Genomic DNA, 23368 nt, shown 5'->3' with positions numbered 1-23368 from the left:
CTTGCTAATGTGCTAAAAGCACATGCCAAAATACTGCAATAAACAAAAAAGCCCCTAGAAACCGGGACTTTTCAGTAAATTCAAGAAAAAACTTTTAATGTCAATTGAATAGCAATTACCGTCACAAGTTTAAGCAACATCATGCCCAACACTAAGCCTTTGAAGGTTGCATGAGAGAAAGCGACCTTCAGATAAAAGAATATCATTGCGCTACTGAACTTTTCCGCTTTCGGAAAAACAGTATGCATCGACTCAGCTACAAACTTGGAAACTAACAAATGACCACCGCTAAATAAACTCGTCTCATGATTCCCATCAGTTAAGCGAGTTTTACAAAATCTGGATTTAAGCCAATAAGCATATTTACATATACTTTTGAACAAATGTCTAAACTGGATATAAATTTCAAAGACTGTAACGAGCCATCGCCATAACGCGACTATCTGCGCCCTTTTCTTCATGATCAAAGAAGAGTGCGTTTAGACCTGTACTAAGCTGTTGTATTTTTTGTGGCTCAGTAGCTGCTTGAGTTACGTTCATTTTCATGGTTGCAATGGTAATCGCCAATCCTTGTTTCATGAACTGCTTGTTGATGAGTGGTAAACTCATGTAAAGCTCCTATACCTCGTGTATTTCTCCATTTCTGCATCTAAATCCTTTTTGTAAAAGAATTTTGTTTGCAGCCAGCATTTCCTAACGTGAGTATGGAGAAATCATACCTGCGTAAAAAAGTCGGTATTATGCAGAAATTTAAAGTTTTGTGTATATTTTTCATTAAAATTTTATATAAAAAATGGTCATATTTTATATAAAACTATCCGTTTTGTACTGTTTTTAAACATATTATACCTTTATTTCAATTGAATATTTTTCACCCACTCACTGTTATGCTTTTATTTTTATAACCGACAAAATCACACTATTTTGTCTATTTAAATCTAAAGTGGCATATTCGAATTATGATTAATCAGACAATATGTCTAGACTAATTAAATTATCATACCTGTAAGCATATCTCTTTTCTAATATTTTTTGCTTATAAATGAAGTACTTTCAAAGTATGAAAGTAAGCTTCAAAAAGTATGAAATATTTATGAAAAAGATGTAGGAGTACTCATGAATCTGGAACAAGTTCGTCTCGTTGATGAAGCTATCACTTCTCGACATTCTGTCCGCGCTTTTTTAAATACTCCAATTGAGTCCGAAGTCATTAAAGATATATTACAAGTCGCAAGTCGAGCACCTTCTGGAACAAATACTCAACCATGGAAAGTCTATGTGGTAAAAGGCAACAAGCGTGATGAAATGGTAGAGCGTGTTTGTGCAGCACAAATTGAAGTTTCAAAAAACCCAGAACTTGCAGAAAAATATAAAGAAACCTTTGCCTATTATCCTGAGAAATGGATATCGCCGTTTATTGATCGCCGCCGTGAAAATGGTTGGGGACTCTATGGTCTACTCGAAATTAAAAAAGGTGAAAAAGAAAAAATGGCAGAACAACAGTTACGTAATTTCAAACTGTTCGATGCTCCAGTCGGCCTTTTCTTTACTGTCAATAAAACGATGGGAATCGGGTCTAAAATGGATATCGCAATGATGATCCAGAACGTGATGGTTGCTGCTAAGGCACGTGGTTTAGATACATGCCCACAAGCAGCATGGAACCATTTTCACCCTGTTGTTTTAGATATCTTGGGTGCATCAGATGATGAAGAACTCGTATGTGCAATTGCGTTAGGTCATGCTGATCCCAACCACATTGTAAATACATTTATTACCCCTAGAGAACCAGTTGAAAATTTCGCAGTTTTTCTAGACGAATAATATATAAGTAGCCATTCTCTTAAAACTATGAGAATGGCTTTATTGTTACCTGTTTCGTCGCTTTCAATACGACAATAAAACCGCTTAGTGTAAATAACACCATCATCACGCCCATATTGAGCGACGCAGACCAAATAAGGAAATTAAGTAATACACCACCTAACAGGCCACAAGCGAATTGCATACTTCCCATGATTGCACTCGCTGTCCCTGCGCGAGCGCCTTGTTTGGACATTGCCAACGCCATTGCATTTGGTCCTGTTAAACCAATCCCTGAAATCGCTAAAAATAGCCCTAACATTACAAGCCATAAAGGCGCTGCTGGAATTAAACCAGCAATTAATACAATGATTGCTCCTGTTACTTGTACCATTGAACCAGCTCTTAAGCGTTTAGTGATTTCAACACGTGTTGTTAAGTGCTTATTTAAAGATGACATCAACATAATGCCAAAAGCATTTAGTCCAAATACATAAGCAAACTCTTGTTGATTGAGTCCGTACTGGTCCATGAAAACTGCTGGTGCCGAGCTGATATAACAAAATAGCGCTGCTCCTGTTAAACACCCTGCAAACATAGGTAAACGGAAGCTCGTATCTTTGAAAATAGCCCCATAGAGGGTCACTACTTGATATGGTGAAAGCTTAAGCCTTTTATCAGTTGCTAAGGTCTCTTTAAAGAAGAAATGTACACACAACCAACATATGACGCCGACAATTGAAAGGGCAATAAAAATAGCTTGCCAAGGGAACCAGATTAAAATCCATGCTCCAATCATAGGTGCCAAAATTGGTGCAAGTCCCATTACAATCATCATGCTTGAAAAAGCTTGTGCCGAGCCTTGAACATCGAGTTTATCGCGTATTGCTGCACGAGCCATGACCACGCCAACACAGCCACCTAAAGCTTGCAAAATACGAGCAGCAATCAAGCCCCATTCATTTGTCGCCAATACGCAAAATAAGCTTGCAACGGCATAAAGTGCGAGGCCAAAGTAAAGTGGTTTTTTTCTACCAATACGGTCGCTTAGAGGACCATAAACCAACTGCCCAACAGCTAAACCAAAAAAGTACGCTGGTAATGTATTTGCCACCATTTGCGTACTTACCCCAAAATCATGAGCCATTTGTGGTAAAGCAGGTAAGTACATATCGATGGATAATGGCCCTAAAGCCGTAAGCAAAGCGAGCAGCATAATCCAGCCAATAGAGTATTGACGCTGGGCTGTTTGTTCAGACATAACGATATTTCATTTTTCAATCATTTGCATACAGACAAGCTTACACTGTCTATCGTATGATTTGTGCAACATTGGTGTAGAAATACACAAATCCTTTATCACTCAGGTTGATCAGCAAGGACTTCCTTTGAAATCTTGGTTTAAACGCCTAAAAAGAGCGACTTATAACACAACATTTATGTATAACGTACGAATGCTGATAGCCTTTTCAGGAACTGCTTTCGTGCCTTATTTTTTAGGCTATCAATTAGCAACCATTCCACTCACTTTAGGTGTAGTCGCAGCAGGTTTAAGTGATATTGATGATCGCTTTTCCGTGCGAATCATGAACCTGATTTATACTTATATAGGGTTCTTCGTTACCGCTGCTTCCGTACAACTACTTTTCCCCTACCCAATGGCTTTTGCTTTAGGGTTAATTGCATCATGTATTGGCTGGATTTTACTTGGTTCATTAGGACGTCGTTACGCAACCATCTCTTATGGCTGTTTAGTTGTTTCAGTCTATACCATGCTAGGTGTTCACCTTTTTGATCATTGGTATATCCAACCTGCCCTTTTAGTGGCAGGTGCTGCGTGGTACGGCCTCATTGCTACTATTAGTTTTTTATTATTTCCAGTTCGACAACTACAAGACAAACTGGCTGCGTCTTATGCATCTTTAGGTGATTTTCTTTTTGCAAAATCAAATTTGTTTGATGTAGATATGACCCCTGCCAGCTATCAGCAAAGTATGATCGAGCTGTCGTTAGAAAACGGTAAGTTAATTACGATTTTTAATGACTTAAAAACAGCTTTACTGACTCGTTTAAAAGGCGACCGTGGACAAAAAGATACCCGCCGAAGCTTACATTATTATTTTGTTGCTCAAGATATTCATGAACGTGCTGACTCAGCCCATATTGATTATCAAAAATTAGCCAAAATTTTTCAGCACAGTGATATTTTATTTAGATTCCAACGAATTTTGGCTGTTCAAGGTAAAGCTTGCCAAGAGTTAAACGAATGTATTTTGCAACGCAAACCTTATAACCATAATAAAAGGTTTAAACAAAGCTTTGAAAACCTACGCCTCTCTTTAGAGAAGTTACGTCGTGATCAGCATTATGACCTTTTATGGGTAAATGCTCTTTTCGCTTTATACCAAAATTTAAAGTCTATCGATTCCCAGTTACTCAATTTGGAAACTGAACAACACATTCAATCTGATAAAGTAAAACAAGCCGAGAACCAGCTGAAAGATGATGATTTACAAGGATGGAATGATATCGTCATCCGAATAAAACAGAACTTAACTCCTGAATCTGTGCTGTTCCGCCACGCGATTCGCGTCTCAATTGTTTTGTTTATCGGATATGTCTTTATTCAAATGACCCATATTGAATATGGCTATTGGATTATGCTTACAGCTCTATTTGTAAGCCAACCCAACTTTAACGCGACCAAGCGCCGCTTACGTTTACGAATTGTTGGGACATTAATTGGTATTATTGTTGGACTTGCGATTATCTTCTTAATTCCTTCGACAGAAGGACAACTATTCATGTTGATATTAAGTGGAGTCCTGTTTTTTGAATTACGTAGTAAACAATATGCGCAGGCAACTGCCTTTATCACCATTTTGGCATTAATTAACTTTAATCTAGATGGTTCAGCAATGGCTGCTGCCATTCCTCGATTTGTAGATACTTTAATGGGATGTGCTTTAGCTTGGTTTGGGGTGACCTTTATTTGGCCTGACTGGAAGTTTCGACGTTTGCCTCGTAACATCAGACGCTCACTCCAAGCTCAATGTAATTATTTAGCCGAAGTTGTCAAACAATATCATGAAGGCCGTAATCATGCGCTAAATTACCGAATTGTACGTCGAGCTGCACATAATACTGATGCTGAAGTTGCTTCACTTATTTCAACTTTAGCAACTGAACCAGACTTTGACCCGACTCGTAAATCCGATATTTTTGAATTTTTATGTTTAAACCATACATTTTTAAGTTATATCGCGGCACTTGGAGCACATCGAGAAAACATTCAGGATCAAGCTGTCCTTAAACTATTAGACCAAGCCCTTGATGATATTCAAGGTGCTCTATTAAGAGACGAAATGCCTGATCTTACAGCACAAAATATGCTCCAAACGATACGTCAACGTTTAAGCCAAAATGATGAAGATGACCAAAAATCACTCATTATTTTACAGCAGCTCTCGCTCATGCTTGGTGTATTGAACCGATTTAGTATGTTAAAACAACGGCTAAGTCATGATCTTGATAATGATGCCAGTGAGCTTGCATCATTATAAATTTGCCTCGGAATTTAGTATTAAATTGGCATAATATCCTTTCCTGACTTATGCCAATTAGTGCTAAACTTAAAACAGTTTACAATTTGTTATTTGCACTATGACCGCGAAAACTTTATACGCTTATACGCTTCAGCCTGTTCCATATGATGTGTCAGAAGCTGAACAACGTAATGCACAGCTTCTTATCTGGCGCAGCACTAATAAAATCAGCACAAAAATTTGGGCTATTATGGGTGTCGTTTTAGCCCTAGCTATATTAGGTCTTATTTTTATTAAGAACTACTCTACTGTTTTTTGCTGGGTTGCTATTGTCGCTGTAGTACTTTACTACCTAGGTCGTAAATACGGATTAGAATGGTACGTTAAACGCAAAATGAATGAATTTCCGGTACAGGAAATCAAAGGTATTCGTTTAGGTGTACAGCCTCATGGCATCGTGATGCGTCAGCAAATGGGCCTTCAAGAAGGCGTTGGTACAATCGGATGGAAAAATATCTACGAATGGTACAACGCACCTGATTTTATTTTGGTCAATTTCAAAGTGAAAGATCCAAAAGGTCAAGAGCAGCAAGGTGCTTATATTCTACCTAAGCGCATGGATTCTAAGAACTTCTCGTTCAACACGATTCGCACTCACTTAAAAGAATCTGTAGGTGAACCAAAAACCTTGTAATTCTAGATTCTATAAAAAGCCTCCTGATGGAGGTTTTTTATTAAAGTAAAAATAAATGATAATGAAAATTAATATTATCTCCAAAATCCATATTATCTACTCAATCTTCGGCTATACTTCGTTACAAGATCTCCATCATATTTACATTTTCGACCATGTTTAAAAAAATTTTATTTCAAATTCATTGGTTTCTGGGTATTACTGCTGGCCTCATCTTATCCATTATGGGTGTAACAGGTGCAATTTATTCTTATGATCAACAAATTTTAAAATGGGTGAATTCTGATAGTTATGTTGTTCAAGCTGAAAACACTCCAAAGTTAACCCCTGCTCAGCTATATCAACATTTCAATACAACTCAGCCTGAAATTAAAATTAATAGCATTACGATTGCCAAGGACCCCACCTCTTCTTCTGTTGTAAATATTGAAAAAGAAGGTGAACGTCGTGGCTACAATATGATGGTTAATCCATATAACGCTCAAATTCTGCCAGATGTGAAAGGCCGAAAGTTGTTGTTACTCATACAACAAATTCACCGTAATTTAACAGCTGGCGAAGTTGGTAAACAAATTACTGGTGCTTGCGCACTCATGTTAATTTACTTTGTACTCAGTGGGTTATATTTACGCTGGCCTAAAAAGCATTCTGCTCGTCAATGGCTCGCTGTGAAGCCGAAACTCAAAGGCCGAAATTTTATTTGGGATCTACATGCTGTTGTGGGTACGTGGGTCATTGTTTTTTATCTGCTTTTCGCATGTACAGGTCTATATTGGTCTTATGACTGGTGGCGTAGTGGCATGTTCAAAGTGATGGGAGTTGAACAACCTAAACCACAAGGTCATGGTGCTACTCCTCAAAATCGCGGAATGCAACAAGGTAAACACTCTGACCGCAATAAAGATAAAAAATCAGAACCTCAATTAGATAATACTCAGCTCATTACAGCACTTAATCAAACATGGAGTGGCTTCAATAGTCAGGTCGGACGTGATTATTCGACACTAACATTGAACTTACCGAAAAAAGATGATGGAAAAGTTGAGTTAAGCTTTGTCGATGCTACGCCACAACATGAGCGTGCACGTAACCAAGCCATCTATAATTATCAAACTGGTAATATCGAAAAGATGGAGCTTTACGAAGATAAAAAGCTTAATCAAAAGATCATGAGCAGCATGTTACCAGTGCATCGTGGTAGTTTCTTTGGACCAATTTATCAGTTTGCTGCCATGCTTGCTTCATTGGCAATGCCTTTGTTCTTGGTTACAGGATGGATGCTTTATCTTAAACGCCGTAAACAGAAAAAATTAACACAGGCGGCTCGTCAGTCTTTAGCTGGACAATACATTGATCTAAATGCGAAACCTTGGCTTATTACCTATGCAACTCAAACAGGTGTAGCCGAACAACTCGCTTGGAGTACAGCAACAAGTTTACAAGAAGCTCATCAACCTGTTCAGGTTATACCTGTACAGCAGCTAACACAGTTTGATTTAGAGCAGCATGAGCAAGTTCTATTTGTGATCAGTACTTATGGTACTGGTGATGCACCAGATCTCGCCACAAGCTTTGCTAAAAAGCTTTTAAAAGCAGATCTAGATCTTAAACACATTAACTATGCTGTTTTGGCATTAGGTTCTAAAGAATATCCTGATACTTATTGTAGCTTTGGGCATGTGGTAGACCTCTGGCTTAAAACTAATGGTGCTCATGCCCTCTTTAGTACAATTGAAGTTGATAATGCAAACTTATCCGATATTCAAAACTGGAATCAGGCACTCGCGAAAGCAACTAAATTAGATTTGCATGCGGTAAATTTAGAAAAAGTATTTGATACATGGGTACTGCAACAACGTGACCTACTCAATCCAAATAGCTTAGGTCAACCTGCTTATAATATTGAGCTTAATGCAAAGCACGAAGCACTATGGCAAGCGGGTGATATTGCTGAAATTCAACCTGGCAATAGCCCTGAACGTATTCACGACTTTTTGCAGAAGCATCATATTCTTAAAAACACAAAAGTTGATTCTTTACAGATTTCAATCGAAAAAGCTCTTTGGAATAAAGATTTAACGGGCGAAATTGAACCATTTGCGAATCTGGACCATTTATTAGAGCAGCTCCCTACTCTACCAACGCGAGAGTATTCGATTGCGAGTATTCCTTCTCAGCAAGTCCTTCGTTTGGTTGTACGCCAACAATATGATGCGTCTGGTAACTTAGGTTTAGGTTCGGGTTGGCTTACTCAACATACGCAAGTTAATAATGAAATTGCCTTGCGTATTCGTACCAATGAATCATTCCATCTTATTGATGATAACCGCCCTATTATTTGTATTGGTAACGGAACAGGTATTGCTGGCTTAATGAGCCTATTACACACCCGTACACGTCATAATTACACTGAAAACTGGTTAATCTTTGGTGAACGTCAAAGAGCCTGTGATTTCTTCTATGAATCAACTATTGAGGCATGGAAAACCACAGGAATGTTAAAACGCCTCGATTTAGCATTTTCGAGAGATCAAGAACAACGTATGTATGTTCAAGATGTAATCCGTCAGAATGCAGCAGAATTAGTAAGCTGGATAGAACGCGGTGCTATTCTGTATGTATGCGGTAGTATTGATGGTATGGCAAGCGGAGTTGATCAAGCACTTATCGAAATTCTGGGTGAAGAACAGGTAGATGATTTAAGACAACAAGGTCGTTACCGCCGTGATGTTTATTAAAGATTAATAAAAACAAAAAAAACCGAGTAATAGCTTAAATGCTTTACTCGGTTTTTTATTGCATTCAGAATGATTTTGCATACACTGTCTGCAATTTAAATTGCAACTCTAAGCACAATGCAAGTCAGTAAGTGGATCCGTATTTTCCTAGCAATCATTGGTTCGATTTTATTTCTAGATGGATTAGTTTTAATTTGTCTCAATAAAATTAATGTAGGCACAATTATTCCTTTCATTTTAGGTACTTTCTTCTGCCTATATTCTTTATTTTATTATCATTTAGAACGCTTTTTCTTCTACCACTATCGCTTACATACATTTTGGCGTTTTGGGTGGCTATGCTTCTGGATATGGCTAATTGGCTTAGGCTATTTCTTTAGTTTTATTAAAGAAAATAAAGATACTTCAGATAATATTCCTCCAGTAAGAGCAATTATTGTCTTAGGAAGCGGTGTCGAAAATGGCCAACCATCTAAAATTCTTGCAAAACGTTTAGATACAGCTGCCCCTTTAGCGCTTAAACAACAGCAAGCAAAAGTTGTTTTAACAGGTGGTTTAGACTTTTCAGAAAAAGAAAGCGAAGCATTAGTGATGTCTCGTTATCTTCAGCAAAAGTATCATATTGCAAAAGAACGGATGATTCTTGAAGATAAAAGTACCAGCACTGAGCTTAATTTGAAAAATAGTCAACCACTATTAGCACAGCAGCACATTAACTTAAACCAACCAATTGCTATTGTGACAAGTGATTTTCATATTCCTAGAGCAGTAGCAATTGCAAAGAAACAGGGCTATACCCAAGTTTATGGAGTAGCAGCCGAAACACCTTTAGCTACTCGCTACAATGCATGGTTACGTGAATATTTCGCGTATGCGAGTGGATGGCTTCTAAACGAATATTAAAAGTAATTTAGTCGAAAAACTGCTATTCAAAAAAATAGCAGTTTTTTTATTTGCCAAAATATTAGCAAGCAGTACAAATATAAAGTCGATCTAAGCTGAAGATAATAAATTGCAGATTAAATTCTTATATTTAGTCTCAAATGAAATAAATTTAATGAGGATCAGGAACCCATCGAAGGCATAAGTATAGAAGTACTAAAGTTAAAAAATTGAAATCAATAGAAAAATAACTCGAAGGAGTAAAACTTTATTTTTTTAGAATAGAAAATTGAAAAATATATCTAGTCACATAGTAAATATGTTTACATGTAAGCAAAAGATATTTATGGAAGAATTAATTTAGGAAATTAAATTTTCTGAAAGAAATAATGGTGGGCGCTGACGGGATCGAACCGCCGACATTCTGCTTGTAAGGCAGACGCTCTACCAACTGAGCTAAGCGCCCTTAATGAGAAAAGATAGCGAATGTATCTTTATACTCTACATTCTCTAGACAAGGGAATCAAGAGAATGGCGCAGCGGACGGGGCTCGAACCCGCGACCCCCGGCGTGACAGGCCGGTATTCTAACCAACTGAACTACCGCTGCACTACAATACTTTAAAATAAAGTATGGTCACATATATGGTGGGCGCTGACGGGATCGAACCGCCGACATTCTGCTTGTAAGGCAGACGCTCTACCAACTGAGCTAAGCGCCCCAGAAGAAAACTAATTATTCATTAATTTTTTGATTTAAAACTTTTACATTTCAAACCTTCTTCCAAACACAACCCGAACTGAAAAGTGGCGCAGCGGACGGGGCTCGAACCCGCGACCCCCGGCGTGACAGGCCGGTATTCTAACCAACTGAACTACCGCTGCACTTTCACAATATCGAAATTGTGGGGTAAACGATGTTAAGTCTTAAGTGGCGCAGCGGACGGGGCTCGAACCCGCGACCCCCGGCGTGACAGGCCGGTATTCTAACCAACTGAACTACCGCTGCACTTGAGAGCTTAACGTAAAGGCTTGGTGGGCGCTGACGGGATCGAACCGCCGACATTCTGCTTGTAAGGCAGACGCTCTACCAACTGAGCTAAGCGCCCTTAACGTCTTCATCGTTTGTGAGGTGCATTATAGAGAATCTTTAACAGGTGTCAAACGCTTTTCGACTTCTTTTTAAAAAAATGCGAATGAATGATTAAAAATAAGTCATTATTAAGTAAAAAACAATTTTTTGTATTTTATTTAAACACTTATTTCAATATTTACCACATTTACACAGCTCATCAAGATTAGATAAAACTCGCTCTCAGGTTAAAGATTGTTCAGATAAATAAACTAACGCATCTTCAGCAACTAAATCAAATAGCTCAATGATTTCTTCATTACGCATTCGAACGCAGCCATGTGACATTGGCACCCCCATTGGTTGCGTGTCTGGAGTCCCATGAATGTAAATGTAACGCTGCATGGTGTCGTGACCTTCGCCTTTATTAAAACCTTCTTCTAGGCCATCTAACCAAAGAATACGAGAAAGTATCCAGTCTCGTTCAGGATATTGGGTAGCTAACTCAGTGCTATAAACCTCCCCTGTTGGCTTACGTGCAATAAAAACTGCATTTTGTGGGGACTCGGCACCAATTTTCTTTGCCACTCTATGCCATCCGCGTGGTGTTCTACCCGTATTTTCCTGCTCACCGATTCCATTCTTTCCTGTAGAAATAACATAAAACTTATTATGTTTAGGCAAAGTTAATGTTTGGTTCACTAAATCGATAAGAACATCAGCATCTTCGAGCTTAAATTGAGACATTGGACTTATTCTCTTATATCAACTCAAATAAATTGAGTTTAATTAAAAAATTGTTGTAAGGGCTTGTCTTGTACTGAAATAAAAGATTATCAATCTTCTTTTATCTACGCGCAGTTTCACCACTTGTCTTGCGCCAAAAATAAAAGATTATCAATCTTCTTTTATCTACGCGCAGTTTCACTGCTTGTCTTGCGCCAAAAATAAAAGATTATCAATCTTTTATTTTTGGCTCAGGGCGTAGCCATAACCAAACTGCAACGATGAACATAGTAAGATCAGTAAAAACCTTGACTAAAAGTGGTGCTGAAGTGAATAGCATGATCATTCCGCTAATCGCCATCATTATGCTTGCAATCCACTTTGCTTTACGAGGCACTGTGCCATTGGCTCGCCAATCACGTAGCGTTGGACCATATTTAGGATGATTTAACAACCAATTATCCATTTGTGGCCAGCCTTTTGACGCAGCCCAAGCAGCCAGAATCAAAAACACTGTTGTTGGCATACCTGGTAAAATTGCTCCAATAATGCCTAGCGTGATAAAAATCACAACTAAAGAGCGCCAGAACAATGTTCGCATATATAAACCTTAACCTGCTGTTAGCGTTAGTATAAAGTGTTTTTCTAATATTTTTTGTTGATCCATTATGAAATTAGGATGAATTACTTCGAGTATTAAATGTATGAATATTGCCTCAGTTAAAACGTCCTATTTCGAGCCATGGCTTCAATTTCAACACCCTATAGTTAGACAACTCGCTTTTTGTATTGCTAGTCCAAATTTACTTTGTCAAATACCAAAAAGCTTAGATATACAACATCATTTCAAGTTACATACAAGTGAGTTTTGGGAGGTTCATTTTCAAAACTATTTGCCGCGTTTGAAAGAGCTTGATCAAACTCCAGAGCCTTTAATTCGGTTTTTATCTCAGCTTAAAAGTACACGCTTAGGTTTACGCTTTGAGCATCTACTCTGGTTTTGGTTGCAAGAGGATCAGTATCATCCCTATCAACTATTAGGACATAGTATTCAAAAAATTGAGGGAGCAAAAACTTTAGGAGAACTAGATTTTTTAATTTTAAATAAAGAAACTCAAGAAATTGAACATTGGGAGGTAGCCTTAAAATATTATCTAGGTGAGGCAGATTTACATTTAGAACAATGGATTGGCTTAAACCGTCAGGATACTTTAAGCAAAAAGCTTTATCATTTTACGAACAAACAATTTCAGTTTTCTGAAGCCTTAAACTTTGAAATTCAACAACGTTTTTCGGTTTTAAAGGGTCAGCTTTATCTTCCTCTAGATTTAAATTTACAACAGCTGCTACCTGACTGGATAAATTTACAGCGTCGTTTAGGGTATTGGGGCACCACAATTCCTCATTCTTCTTTTTATCGATTAGAAAGACAGGAATGGCTGTGTCCAAATAATCAACCTAGTTCCGCCCCAGCACATTGGTGGACAGACGGTTTATATTGTAAAAATGGTCAGGAAGTTCTGTTTTATATGTTTAGACATCCTTCATATTTAAAATTTAAGTGCAACTTCCAGAAATTTAAATAATTAACAATAAATTTAAGATTCTAGAAACATTTTATAACGTTTTTACTATTAAACAGTCATGTTTCTTTTTCCGTTTGTTTTTTAATCTAAATTTACTTCATTATTAAATTTAAACGGAGAAAATGATGAAAAAAGTTTTAGCTGCTTCTGTCATGATTGCTGTTGTTTTAACAGGCTGTAATACGTTTAAGGGTTTTGGTAAAGATGTTTCTAAAGCAGGTGATGCTGTAACGAATACTGCTGAAAAAACACAAGATAAAATGTAAGTTAGAGTTATCACTAAAAAACCTTATCGTTCCGATAAGGTTTTTTTATTTTTACGTACCCATCACGTAGAGATTCGCCTATTATATCGGACTATATTTCACCTGATCAGCACGCAATTTCCGGTATGAACCATTCAGATACTCTCTCGCTTAGCCTAGAACTTTTACAACAACCTTCTGTTACTCCAGTTGATCATACTTGTCAGACCATCATGGCAGACCGCTTACGCCAAGTTGGTTTTCATATTGAACCAATGCGTTTTGGTGATGTAGATAATCTCTGGGCACGCCGCGGAACTGAAGAGCCTGTATTTTGTTTTGCAGGTCATACTGATGTCGTTCCGACAGGTAAATTAGAAGCATGGAATTCAGACCCATTTGCACCTGAAATCCGCGATGGAAAATTATATGGTCGCGGTTCGGCAGATATGAAAACAGCTTTGGCAGCTATGGTTGTCGCATCTGAGCGTTTTGTAGCAAAACATCCAAACCATAAAGGTTCTATCGCATTTCTGATTACTTCAGATGAGGAAGGCCCTGCTGTTAACGGTACGGTCAAGGTTATTGAGACTCTTGAAGAACGTAACGAAAAAATTAAATGGTGTTTGGTAGGTGAACCCTCAAGTACGCATAAATTAGGTGATATTGTTAAAAATGGGCGTCGTGGTTCGCTTAATGCAGTATTAAAGGTCCAAGGTAAACAAGGTCATGTTGCTTATCCACATTTAGCACTTAACCCAATTCATGAGGCATCACCCGCTTTAACAGAGCTATGCCAAACTGTTTGGGATAATGGAAATGAATATTTCCCCGCAACATCATTTCAGATTTCAAATATTCATTCTGGAACTGGTGCAACCAACGTAATTCCGGGTACTTTAGAAGTTACTTTTAACTTCCGTTATTCAACAGAAGTAACAGCTGAACAGCTTAAACAACGTGTTCATGAGATTTTAGATAAACACGCTTTAAAATATGAAATCGTTTGGAATTTGTCTGGTTTACCTTTCCTGACTCCAATCGGTGAACTCGTTAATGCCGCTCAAACTGCTATTTTAAATGTAACTGGCACTGAAACTGAGCTTTCAACAAGTGGTGGTACTTCTGACGGACGTTTTATTGCTCCGACAGGTGCACAGGTATTGGAATTAGGGGTTCTTAACGCAACAATTCATCAAATTAATGAACATGTTGACGTGCATGACCTCGATCCCCTGACTGATATTTATGAGCAAATTTTAGAAAATTTATTAGCTAAGTAAAAATTAAAAAGGAACTCAAATGAGTTCCTTTTTTTATAGATGAAGCGAGTTTTGGATATATTGCAAATTAGGAACGTGGTAGCGTTGATTCTCCATTCGCACATATTTAAATACACTTGGATTCTGCAAAGTATCTTGTATATCTTCATTTTCATCTACGACTTCAGAAATACGTAAACGAACTGAAGCTGGCATCGATTTACAGATGAGTGCAAAACGTTGGCTGATATCTTCACTTTCAATAACCAATGCCACTGCTCGCGAGTCAATTTCATTATGCAATGAATAGACCGGAAGCTTTACGTCATGCCATTCAATATGCTTAATACTATTTTTAACATCCATCGCTGATAACACTATGTTTTGTGGCAATAGCATCGGCACTTGCTGATCACATTCAATAATATATGCATCAATAAAACCAGTTGAAACAGTAATTAAATGTTGAAGTTCTTGCTGATCCATTTCCCCAATTAATGATGTACTTATCTGATTTTTCATTAGGCAAGTTCCTCTTCACGTGTCGTGAAAAAAGCATCAATATTGTGAAGTAAGTCTTCTTCTTGGAAAGGTTTACCCATGTATTGGTTGACCCCTAAAGCAAATGCTCGTTCACGGTGTTTTTCGCCAGTTCTTGATGTAATCATAATGACTGGCATATGTTGATGTAGATCATGATGTCGTACGAGGTTAAGTACCTCAAAACCATCCATTCGTGGCATTTCAATATCAAGCAACATCAGATCTGGTTTAATATTTTCCAACTGCTCAATTGCATCAATACCATCTTTAGCAGTGACTACGTCATAGCCTTGGCGTTCGAGTAAACGAGTCGTCACCTTACGGACTGTAACAGAGTCATCTACAATCATAATGAGACGGCGTTCGTCAGACTCGCGTTGTCTATAGACAGTCTCATTGAGCGACTTATGTCGACGAGTAGACTGAATTTGGCGAGCAATATTTTGTCCATCTAAAATGAGACAAACTTGACCATCACCTAAAATAGTTGCACCTGCAATCGCACCAATACTAGAGAACTGCTGCCCGATTGGCTTAACTACAATCTGCGCTCGTGAACCAATAAGCTGATCAACCAATAATGCAATTGTTTGTCCATTATTGGCCTTAATCATTAATACTGGTAGCGAATACATCATCCCACTTAAACGTGGAATCGGCTGATTACCAACAAACTCAGATAAATAGCGTAATGGATAGCGTTTATTTTCAAATTCAAAGAACTCTTGTGCACTTCCAAAATACTGTTCTAATGATGTTGGTGAAACTCGAACAATTCGATCAATTTGAGCTAACGGAATTGCAAATTGTTGATCAGCAACTTTAACCATTAAGGCATCACTAACAGCTACTGTGGTTGGAACACGTATGGTAAAGATTGTTCCTTGCCCATAAACAGAGTCAACAGTCACATGTCCGCCCAAAGCTTTAATATCACTTTGTACAACATCAAGCCCTACACCACGACCTGAAATCTGAGTGACTTGATCGGCTGTACTTAACCCTGGATGGAAAATCAACTGCAAAATATCTTGATGTTCTAAGACTTGTTCAGAATTAATTAAACCAGATAAGAGGGCCTTTTGACGGACCTTCTCAATATCAATACCTCGACCATCATCTTTAAATGTAACAACAACATCCGTACCTTGACGGTGAATATTTAGTTCAATACGTCCAGTTTCTGGTTTTTTTGCTTGTTCGCGTTGCACACGATCTTCTAGACCGTGGTCAATTGCATTTCGAAGCATGTGCTCAAGCGGTGTAACCAAACGCTCTAGCATTGTTCGGTCTAGCTCACCTTCAGTATTATTAACAAAAAGCTCTGCTGGTCGATCCAATGCAGTAGAAGTCTGTCTCACAATTCGTTGTAAACGAGGTAGCAATCGAGAGAATGGTACTAGACGAGTTCGCATTAGCCCTTCTTGGATTTCGGCCTGAATACGTGATTGCTGTACCAATAAACTTTCGGTATCTCTGATTTTTTCAGATAAAGTATTTTTGAAATCCACTAAGTCTGATGCAGATTCGGCAAGTGATTTCGATAATTGATTTAATGAAGAGTATTGATCCATCTCTAGAGGATCAAACTCTGTATAACGAGAGTGCTCAATACCGTGTTTTGCAATAATCTGGGTTTCTAATTCGCCTTCCATTCGACGTAACTGGTCCGCAAGTCGTTGAATGGCTAATTCCATTTCCACGAGCGTATGACCAAATTGACTGAGATCCATTTCAATTCGTGAACGGTTAATCGAATTTTCACCAGACAAATCAATCATTTTCTCGATTAAATCTGCTGAAACACGAATCATCTCATTGTTTTGTTCAAGATGCTGCGTTTGTTCCCATGCACCTATCATTGGCGGTGGTTCTGTACCATCACCTTGCACAAAACTCATTACAGGTTCCGTGCCAAATAGATCAGTTCTAGTCAATTTACTCGGAATTTGAATTGCCGTTTCAATAAACTGAATATTTTCTAGACTATGCTGTAATCCATCGAAATGTTGATAATTTTGCTTAAAAATTGCCTCTTTTAGCCAGACAATCGCACTCTCTAATAAGTTGTCATAAATATTTGAGCTAAAATGATAAAGCGCAAATTTTTCAAAAGCATTCTCAAGTTGATAAGCAATTGCTTGCACAGTTTCTAGTCCCAACATACGGGAACCACCCTTCAAACTGTGCACTGCTCTTTGTAGCTGAAGCAAGATACTACGATTGGTACGCTGTTCAAACCATTGCTTTAACAGATGATCGGCCATCTCTAACAGTTCGGCCGCTTCCTCCATAAATGTCTGCTCGACAACAGAATCAATATCCTGATCTTGGATACTGTCTGTATAGCCTTCTGCATCAAAAATTTGTAATTCTGTGTGCTCAACAAGTCGAGTATTAGACTCAACAATCTGCTCAAAATTAGAAGTTAACTCATCGAGATTTAACGCAGTATCGTTTATAGCTTCTTGCTGTAATACTTCAACATTTAATTCTGGTATAACATCTGTTTCAGACTCTGCTTGCATCTCTTTAACAACAGAGCCAAGTGACTCATATACCTTACCGGCACTCTTAAGCGCTTGAATAGTATGAGAAGCCGCATAATCTAGGTGCTGCTCACGTACTATTTGTAGACGGTCAGCTAAATCATCTTGAACCAGACGGATAAAATCAATAAGAGCAGATGAAGCAACCAACTGTCTTTGAATGATGCGCTCATAAATACTTTCTAATTCATGTGCAATTAAACCAATATAATTTGCCTGAATCATATTTGCCCCACCTTTTAAGGTATGCAAATAACGCATCAGGTTATTAAGAGCAGCAAAGTTCTCTTGATCATTAACCCAAATATTAAGATCTGTATCCATTCCTTCAAGCAACTCATCGGCTTCTTCAAGAAAAATATCTAACAGTTCTGGATCAAAATAACGATTTACGTGCTCAGTAGTCATGAATTGGCGATCTAAATGCATACTCTGACTCATTGCTACATGATCAGTTAATACACTTTCGATAGATGCCGGAGATTCATCTGATGTTTGTTCTACATCAACACTAAATAATGACTCAACAACATCCTGATTATCTAATGGTTCAGAATTAAGGCTTGGAATATGTTGGGTATATAGTTTTAGCTCTTCCAAAACATTTTGGTGTTGCTCAATAATACTAACTCGTTGACCCGCAGCTAATGCGTCAAATAACTGAATTAATTGTTGATGTGCTTTCTGATAAATTTCAAAAACATAATCTGATTGCAATAAATCAGGTCGATCAAGCAATACGTCATAGCTATCTTTTAGTTGGTTCGTATATTCATATAAACCAACCATGGCCTGAGACTGAGTATGTTGCAGTAACAAGTCAGCTTGTTCACTTAATCGTTCAAGATAATGAGGAAACTCAGAACGAATTCCTTTCTCAAAATCTAACTCTGCATCAAGTAATTCTGAAACATTGAGCTGTAACAGCTGAGATACCAGACCATGTGGAGGCATGAGTGGGCTTGAATGCTCCCCATGCTGCTCCATATAAGCATCCCAAACTTGGTTAAACTGTTTCAGATTAGAATCTAATTGGTCATTAGAGCAATACGCAGCTAATAGATCTAAACAATTTCGAATAAACTGTCTGTAATCACGGAGTAGTAATATCTCTTCTGAATGAGAAGAAAGTTCTTCTTGTAATAAGATTTTGAATAAATGCTCAACCTTCGTACTAGCATCAAAAATTGCTTCGACCTGAGCCATTGCCGAGCTACCGCGCAATGTATGTAATGCACGTATGAGCGCATTATAACTCTCGTGCTGATGTATTTCTTGTTCTAAAAATTGATCAATGGTCGCTAAATGCTCTTCCGCTTCTTCCATAAATAAAACTAAGGTTTCAGCAAGATTATGTTCACTTTCTATCGTGGTTTCTAGGATTAAATTATCTGACGCCTGCTCTAAATCATTCACCTCTAAACCAGTTTTAGTTTCCGCAGTGAGAGTATCAGACAATAATAAAAGTTCTTCTAAAGCAGGCTCTAAACTTTGCTGTTGTTGTAATTGTTGTCCCAATAAAATAAGAGGTCTAAAATCTACTGCATGTTCCTTTTTAGATTTAAAGTCATCTACTAATTTAAAGAAATAGAACTTAAATACCAACTGAACATATTGTTGGATGTTAGGAGTTAATGTGAGACTCTCATTGATGATCCGATTAAGCGTATCTTCTACAGTCCAAGCAAGCTCAGCAGAGGATTTCGCTGCAATCATTCGCCCTGAACCTTTCAAGGTATGAAAATGGCGACGGATCTCAGTCAGCGTAGCAACATTTTTAGATTGCATCCATTCATGAATCAAAGATTGCAATTCAACAAAAATTTCTTCAATTTCTTCAACGAAGATATCAAGAAATTCAGCATCTTGTTGAGAATAGCTATCTTCCGGTAGCATCATTGCTTCAGTTAAAGTTTTTAATATTTCTTTCATAGCAAAGGCTTCTTTTGCTTGTCTCCTAAATGGAGAAAAACGACAGAGTCAACACTAGATAAATAGCTGTGTCCCCAATATTTACCTAGCGTTGTTAATACTTTTAAAAGGATAGCTATTATAGAAACAGCTATCCTCGTCCCCAATTTAATCAGGTAATTTAAAGTCCGTTACCGATTCACGTAATGACTCTGCCATATTTGCTAATTCAGAAACCGAACGTGCTGTATCGAATGTTGCAGTTGTCGTTTGCGAAGTAATTTCTTGTACGACGGTCATGGTTGTCGCAATATGACTCGCAGATGCAGACTGAAGTTTTGCTGCATCAGAAATGCTGGCCATTAAGTTTGCCAAGTCACCCGATACTTTTTGAATCTCGTCCAAGGCAATACCCGCATCTTTTGCCAAGTTCGCTCCGCGTACAACCTCAGTGGTTGTCTGTTCCATTGAAATAACAGCTTCGTTAGTATCGGTCTGAATTGTTTTAACCAGAGTTTCGATCTGTTTAGTTGCCGATGCTGAACGTTCCGCAAGACGCTGTACTTCATCTGCAACCACGGCAAAACCACGTCCAGCCTCACCTGCCATAGATGCTTGAATTGCCGCATTTAATGCAAGAATGTTTGTTTGGTCCGCAATGTCGTTAATTAACGATACGATGTTACCAATTTCTTGTGAAGACTCACCCAAACGTTTAATACGCTTAGAAGTTTCCTGAATCTGCTCACGAATCGTGTCCATACCTTCAATTGAACGGTTTACCACTTGTGCGCCATTAGAAGCAATTTGTACCGAACGTTCTGCTACTTCGGTAGATTCCGATGCATTTGAAGATACTTGGTCAATTGATTGCGCCATTTCATTCATTGCGGTTGATGCGCCGGCAATCTCTTGTGCCTGATGCTCTGATGCTTCTGCCAACTGGTTAGTAATATTCTGTGTATCATGCGTATAACGAGCAACTTCCTGAGAAGTTTCATGAATTCGGGATACAAGATCACGTAATTGGTCAATCGCAAAGTTAATCGAGTCGGCAATTGCTCCCGTAAAGTCTTCAGATACCGTTGCATATGAACGCAAGTCACCGTCTGCCAAGTCGGCGATTTCATCTAGTAAACGTAAAATCGCGTTTTGGTTACGGTCATATTCTTCTTGTAAGGTAGCTACACGTTGTTTATCTGCTTTACTACGAAGTGATAAAAGCTTTAAGACTGAACTAATTAAACCAATAAGTGACAATGTAAGAAGTGCAACTAAAGCAAAAGCTTTCCAACCATATTGTGTTTGCTTAGAAAGATCACCCAATACAGATAACATTTCATCAGATTCCGATAAGATCTCGCCTGATGACTGACGTACGTTTACAATCTGATCTGTATGCTGAAGAACTGATGCCGCTGCAGATTTTAAAACTTTATCATATTCAGATTTAATACCTTCCAAAGACTCACGTACTTCCGGAGACTCAACTCTAGCAACACCCAATTCAGCATTTCCGTTTAGCTGTGCATTTAAATACACACCAAACGTCTCAATATCCACACCAAAGTCATGTGCTGAGGTCTGAGAGTTTTCAGTACCAACCAAAACAGTGTTAATAGAGCGCAAAATACGTTCTGCAATAAATACTTGGTTCTTAGCAATAATCACCTGACTACTTGGTGCTTTTTCGCGAACCATCTTATCAACCATCAAGTTATATTCAGCCTGAATCTCTGGAATAGAATCACTAATCGAGATATTCATGTTATATAACTGATTAATTACGTCTTGATGTGACGAGATCAAGTTAATGTCATACGACAAAGCTTTCCACAGAACTGCAACCTTTTTGTATTCTTTTGAAGATGTACCATGAATATTTTCAACATCTTTGATATTTTCTGCAAAAAGTTTATTTGATTCAGCTAAGTCTTTCATAGCTTTAGGTGAACCAGAAGCCGTTGCTTCAGTAGCCTGTCTAGAAATCGTTTGTGACAATAAACGCAACTCACCCAAACTACGTGTTAATTCGTTATGTCGAGGTACGTTATAAAATAAATAAACGAGCGAAGTTAAAGCAAATACCAAACATAACAACGCTACATAAAGGATAGGCTTGGACTTTTCACTTTCCCCAAATAAACTGGCGTATTGCTCAATTCCTGACTGGATTTTTGCAATAAAATTGAGACCCGATTTTTCGGACGCAACACGATTGCCGCCTTTCTTTTTAAGCTTAAAGCCCATAGCTTCTCCCCAGAAAATACTCTGTTTTTCACAGCGTAAAAAATTAGTTTATAAATTTTGTCGATGCATTCATGTAATGTGGGTTTTGCAATAAACGACTAAATAAAAAGACATGCCAATGCTGGTTATGTTGGTGAAAATAACCTTGGCAATAATCTTTTAGGTTTTCCTCTAAGTCTAAGCTTTGAGAAAAAAAACTTTTTTTATTAAAGTGCTGAATCCCCAAGACCTGATCCACAACCAACCCCACATACTGGTCGTGATGGCTAATACATAACACTTTTTGGGCAGACGAAAATGTACTTCGTTGCCCTGAAATAAAATGAGCCAAATCAGAAACTGAAAGCAACCTTCCCCGAATGTTCGCTAAACCTTTTACCCAACTTTGAGCATTTGGAACTGGCGTATATTTCGGTGGATAGATAACTTCTGACACTTCCCCAAGTGGTGCGACGAAGTATTGCCCTCTCATTTCAAAAGCAATTCCTGACCATCGCTGTGCTTCATTTTGAACTGAAGCGTAATTCTTATTACCCCGTTTAGACAAACGAAGTAACTCGATAAATCCATTCGCTGCCATACTCGATCCTATAAAACGGGCAGATAATCCCGTTATTTATGTTTTTATGGATGGATGAGTTAATTTAGAAATTGTTTAATTACATCAATCAATTGCTTTTCTTCAATAGGTTTAATCAGATAATCGATCGCACCTTGACGCTTGCCCCATACTCGGTCAGTTGCCTGATCTTTAGTACTCACAATAACAACAGGAATATGCTTAGTGTCTTCATCGCGGGTAATCTGACGTGTTGCCTGAAAACCATTTACACCAGGCATAACAACATCCATTAACACTAAGTCAGGCTGTTCAGCTTTTGCTAAAGTTACACCATCTGCACCATTAGATGCTTCAAGTACATCATAGCCGTGCTTGGTTAGAATTTCTCTAAAACGATAAGTTTCTGTTGGTGAATCATCAACAATAAGAATACGTGCCATTTCTTTGCCCTTAAATTACTTAATTATGAACTTACATGATTACGAATCGCGTTTAACAATTCGTCTTTGCTAAAAGGTTTCGTCAAGTATTCATCTGAACCTACCACACGCCCTTTTGCCTGATCAAATAAACCATCTTTGCTAGAGAGCATGATAACGGGAATGTTCTGATAATTTTGAGAGTTTTTAATCAAAGCGCAAGTTTGATAACCATCTAAACGAGGCATCATGATATCGACAAAAACAATATCTGGATTTGCCTCTGCAATTTTGGACAAAGCTTCAAATCCATCCACCGCAGTAATGACTTCACAGCCTTCTCGCTGTAATAAAGTTTCGGCTGTTCGGCGAATGGTTTTTGAGTCATCAATTACCATTACTTTCAGATTTTGGAATGCATCTTCCATTTAATCTTCCATCCCCATAAATATAAAATATAAATGCAATTTAACTTAAATTTGTTTTTACGCATTTATACGCATTTTTAACATATCTCACAGTCTATTTTCAATGAGGCATTTTTGTCTACTTTCTCATTTATAAACAATAACTTTTAACCTC

At 38.0% G+C, this 23368-nt stretch carries 19 protein-coding genes and 6 tRNA genes; 8 read left to right on the top strand and 17 right to left on the bottom strand.

Annotated elements, in window-relative coordinates; genetic code table 11:
• Positions 1-80: 80 nt before the first annotated feature.
• Both AOLE_RS20240 and AOLE_RS03355 read right to left on the bottom strand, forming a co-directional pair.
• Positions 81-248 carry a hypothetical protein gene (locus tag AOLE_RS20240; protein ID WP_107881224.1) on the bottom strand — a complete coding sequence of 56 codons (168 nt, stop codon included), beginning with the start codon at positions 246-248 and terminating at the stop codon, positions 81-83.
• Between the two features lie 157 nt (positions 249-405).
• Positions 406-609, bottom strand: a complete 204-nt coding sequence (locus tag AOLE_RS03355; RefSeq protein ID WP_013196921.1) for a hypothetical protein — start codon at positions 607-609, stop codon at positions 406-408.
• Between the two features lie 507 nt (positions 610-1116).
• Here AOLE_RS03355 and AOLE_RS03350 point away from each other — a divergent pair.
• Positions 1117-1824: a nitroreductase gene (locus AOLE_RS03350; protein ID WP_013196920.1), complete on the top strand. Its 708-nt coding sequence runs from the start codon at positions 1117-1119 to the stop codon at positions 1822-1824.
• A gap of 25 nt (positions 1825-1849) precedes the next feature.
• Here the strand turns inward: AOLE_RS03350 and AOLE_RS03345 are convergent, their stop codons facing one another.
• Positions 1850-3064 (bottom strand): multidrug effflux MFS transporter, encoded by a 1215-nt coding sequence (locus tag AOLE_RS03345; RefSeq protein WP_013196919.1) that lies wholly within the window; start codon positions 3062-3064, stop codon positions 1850-1852.
• A 127-nt stretch (positions 3065-3191) separates the two neighbouring features.
• On the opposite strand from AOLE_RS03345, the gene yccS reads away from it, so the two are divergent.
• The 4 genes from yccS to AOLE_RS03325 all read left to right on the top strand — a co-directional run bounded on the left by yccS (position 3192) and on the right by AOLE_RS03325 (position 9683).
• Positions 3192-5366 carry a YccS family putative transporter gene (yccS, locus tag AOLE_RS03340; RefSeq protein ID WP_013196918.1) on the top strand — a complete coding sequence of 725 codons (2175 nt, stop codon included), beginning with the start codon at positions 3192-3194 and terminating at the stop codon, positions 5364-5366.
• Positions 5367-5466: 100 nt separating this feature from the next.
• Positions 5467-6042, top strand: a complete 576-nt coding sequence (locus AOLE_RS03335; protein ID WP_013196917.1) for an SdpI family protein — start codon at positions 5467-5469, stop codon at positions 6040-6042.
• Positions 6043-6197: 155 nt separating this feature from the next.
• Entirely contained in the window at positions 6198-8780 is a 2583-nt protein-coding gene (locus tag AOLE_RS03330) for a PepSY domain-containing protein (protein ID WP_013196916.1), read from the top strand.
• Positions 8781-8897: 117 nt separating this feature from the next.
• Positions 8898-9683, top strand: a complete 786-nt coding sequence (locus tag AOLE_RS03325) for a YdcF family protein (RefSeq protein WP_005309828.1) — start codon at positions 8898-8900, stop codon at positions 9681-9683.
• Positions 9684-10052: 369 nt separating this feature from the next.
• On the opposite strand, the gene AOLE_RS03320 is transcribed toward AOLE_RS03325, so the two are convergent.
• The 8 genes from AOLE_RS03320 to AOLE_RS03285 all read right to left on the bottom strand — a co-directional run bounded on the left by AOLE_RS03320 (position 10053) and on the right by AOLE_RS03285 (position 12060).
• Positions 10053-10128: transfer RNA gene (locus AOLE_RS03320), tRNA-Val, on the bottom strand.
• Positions 10129-10194: 66 nt separating this feature from the next.
• Positions 10195-10271, bottom strand: a tRNA-Asp gene (locus AOLE_RS03315).
• A gap of 36 nt (positions 10272-10307) precedes the next feature.
• Positions 10308-10383: transfer RNA gene (locus AOLE_RS03310), tRNA-Val, on the bottom strand.
• A gap of 86 nt (positions 10384-10469) precedes the next feature.
• Positions 10470-10546 (bottom strand) — tRNA-Asp (locus AOLE_RS03305).
• Positions 10547-10593: 47 nt separating this feature from the next.
• Positions 10594-10670, bottom strand: a tRNA-Asp gene (locus tag AOLE_RS03300).
• A gap of 24 nt (positions 10671-10694) precedes the next feature.
• Positions 10695-10770 (bottom strand) — tRNA-Val (locus AOLE_RS03295).
• A gap of 206 nt (positions 10771-10976) precedes the next feature.
• Positions 10977-11480 (bottom strand): cell wall-recycling L,D-carboxypeptidase ElsL, encoded by a 504-nt coding sequence (gene elsL, locus AOLE_RS03290; protein WP_013196915.1) that lies wholly within the window; start codon positions 11478-11480, stop codon positions 10977-10979.
• Between the two features lie 211 nt (positions 11481-11691).
• Complete coding sequence (locus AOLE_RS03285; RefSeq protein WP_013196914.1) at positions 11692-12060, bottom strand: YbaN family protein; 369 nt, start codon at positions 12058-12060, stop codon at positions 11692-11694.
• Positions 12061-12163: 103 nt separating this feature from the next.
• On the opposite strand from AOLE_RS03285, the gene AOLE_RS03280 reads away from it, so the two are divergent.
• From AOLE_RS03280 to dapE, 3 genes are all read left to right on the top strand, one after another.
• Positions 12164-13045 (top strand): DUF1853 family protein, encoded by an 882-nt coding sequence (locus tag AOLE_RS03280; protein WP_013196913.1) that lies wholly within the window; start codon positions 12164-12166, stop codon positions 13043-13045.
• 122 nt (positions 13046-13167) lie between these two features.
• Positions 13168-13311 carry an entericidin A/B family lipoprotein gene (locus AOLE_RS03275; RefSeq protein ID WP_003655297.1) on the top strand — a complete coding sequence of 48 codons (144 nt, stop codon included), beginning with the start codon at positions 13168-13170 and terminating at the stop codon, positions 13309-13311.
• A gap of 125 nt (positions 13312-13436) precedes the next feature.
• Positions 13437-14573 (top strand): succinyl-diaminopimelate desuccinylase, encoded by a 1137-nt coding sequence (gene dapE / locus AOLE_RS03270; protein WP_013196912.1) that lies wholly within the window; start codon positions 13437-13439, stop codon positions 14571-14573.
• A 33-nt stretch (positions 14574-14606) separates the two neighbouring features.
• On the opposite strand, the gene AOLE_RS03265 is transcribed toward dapE, so the two are convergent.
• The 6 genes from AOLE_RS03265 to pilG form a co-directional block, all read right to left on the bottom strand.
• The gene (locus AOLE_RS03265) at positions 14607-15074 is read right to left on the bottom strand and encodes a hypothetical protein (RefSeq protein ID WP_013196911.1); all 468 of its coding nucleotides are present in this window, start codon (positions 15072-15074) and stop codon (positions 14607-14609) included.
• Positions 15074-19576, bottom strand: a complete 4503-nt coding sequence (locus tag AOLE_RS03260) for a hybrid sensor histidine kinase/response regulator (protein ID WP_013196910.1) — start codon at positions 19574-19576, stop codon at positions 15074-15076. Before AOLE_RS03260 ends, AOLE_RS03265 begins: the two co-directional genes overlap by 1 nt.
• A 147-nt stretch (positions 19577-19723) precedes the next feature.
• Positions 19724-21805 carry a methyl-accepting chemotaxis protein gene (locus AOLE_RS03255; protein ID WP_013196909.1) on the bottom strand — a complete coding sequence of 694 codons (2082 nt, stop codon included), beginning with the start codon at positions 21803-21805 and terminating at the stop codon, positions 19724-19726.
• A 43-nt stretch (positions 21806-21848) separates the two neighbouring features.
• Positions 21849-22385: a chemotaxis protein CheW gene (locus AOLE_RS03250; RefSeq protein ID WP_005309806.1), complete on the bottom strand. Its 537-nt coding sequence runs from the start codon at positions 22383-22385 to the stop codon at positions 21849-21851.
• Between the two features lie 59 nt (positions 22386-22444).
• Positions 22445-22807, bottom strand: a complete 363-nt coding sequence (locus AOLE_RS03245) for a response regulator (RefSeq protein WP_004789266.1) — start codon at positions 22805-22807, stop codon at positions 22445-22447.
• 23 nt (positions 22808-22830) lie between these two features.
• Positions 22831-23214 carry a twitching motility response regulator PilG gene (gene pilG, locus AOLE_RS03240; RefSeq protein ID WP_000389061.1) on the bottom strand — a complete coding sequence of 128 codons (384 nt, stop codon included), beginning with the start codon at positions 23212-23214 and terminating at the stop codon, positions 22831-22833.
• Positions 23215-23368 lie beyond the last annotated feature (154 nt).

Origin of the sequence: Acinetobacter oleivorans DR1 (genome assembly GCF_000196795.1) — a bacterium.
GTDB classification, from domain to species: Bacteria; Pseudomonadota; Gammaproteobacteria; order Pseudomonadales; family Moraxellaceae; genus Acinetobacter; species Acinetobacter oleivorans.
This window is presented reverse-complemented; position numbering and strand designations above follow the sequence as displayed.

Coding starts and splice junctions, on each gene's coding strand:
- dapE (WP_013196912.1), top strand. CDS start 13,437: ATGAACCATTCAGATACTCTCTCGCTTAGCCTAGAACTTTTACAACAA.
- AOLE_RS03280 (WP_013196913.1), top strand. CDS start 12,164: ATGAATATTGCCTCAGTTAAAACGTCCTATTTCGAGCCATGGCTTCAA.
- AOLE_RS03355 (WP_013196921.1), bottom strand. CDS start 609: ATGAGTTTACCACTCATCAACAAGCAGTTCATGAAACAAGGATTGGCG.
- AOLE_RS03350 (WP_013196920.1), top strand. CDS start 1,117: ATGAATCTGGAACAAGTTCGTCTCGTTGATGAAGCTATCACTTCTCGA.
- elsL (WP_013196915.1), bottom strand. CDS start 11,480: ATGTCTCAATTTAAGCTCGAAGATGCTGATGTTCTTATCGATTTAGTG.
- AOLE_RS03325 (WP_005309828.1), top strand. CDS start 8,898: ATGCAAGTCAGTAAGTGGATCCGTATTTTCCTAGCAATCATTGGTTCG.
- pilG (WP_000389061.1), bottom strand. CDS start 23,214: ATGGAAGATGCATTCCAAAATCTGAAAGTAATGGTAATTGATGACTCA.
- AOLE_RS20240 (WP_107881224.1), bottom strand. CDS start 248: ATGCATACTGTTTTTCCGAAAGCGGAAAAGTTCAGTAGCGCAATGATA.
- AOLE_RS03250 (WP_005309806.1), bottom strand. CDS start 22,385: ATGGCAGCGAATGGATTTATCGAGTTACTTCGTTTGTCTAAACGGGGT.
- AOLE_RS03330 (WP_013196916.1), top strand. CDS start 6,198: ATGTTTAAAAAAATTTTATTTCAAATTCATTGGTTTCTGGGTATTACT.
- AOLE_RS03260 (WP_013196910.1), bottom strand. CDS start 19,576: ATGAAAGAAATATTAAAAACTTTAACTGAAGCAATGATGCTACCGGAA.
- AOLE_RS03265 (WP_013196911.1), bottom strand. CDS start 15,074: ATGAAAAATCAGATAAGTACATCATTAATTGGGGAAATGGATCAGCAA.
- AOLE_RS03275 (WP_003655297.1), top strand. CDS start 13,168: ATGATGAAAAAAGTTTTAGCTGCTTCTGTCATGATTGCTGTTGTTTTA.
- AOLE_RS03345 (WP_013196919.1), bottom strand. CDS start 3,064: ATGTCTGAACAAACAGCCCAGCGTCAATACTCTATTGGCTGGATTATG.
- AOLE_RS03285 (WP_013196914.1), bottom strand. CDS start 12,060: ATGCGAACATTGTTCTGGCGCTCTTTAGTTGTGATTTTTATCACGCTA.
- AOLE_RS03245 (WP_004789266.1), bottom strand. CDS start 22,807: ATGGCACGTATTCTTATTGTTGATGATTCACCAACAGAAACTTATCGT.
- AOLE_RS03255 (WP_013196909.1), bottom strand. CDS start 21,805: ATGGGCTTTAAGCTTAAAAAGAAAGGCGGCAATCGTGTTGCGTCCGAA.
- AOLE_RS03335 (WP_013196917.1), top strand. CDS start 5,467: ATGACCGCGAAAACTTTATACGCTTATACGCTTCAGCCTGTTCCATAT.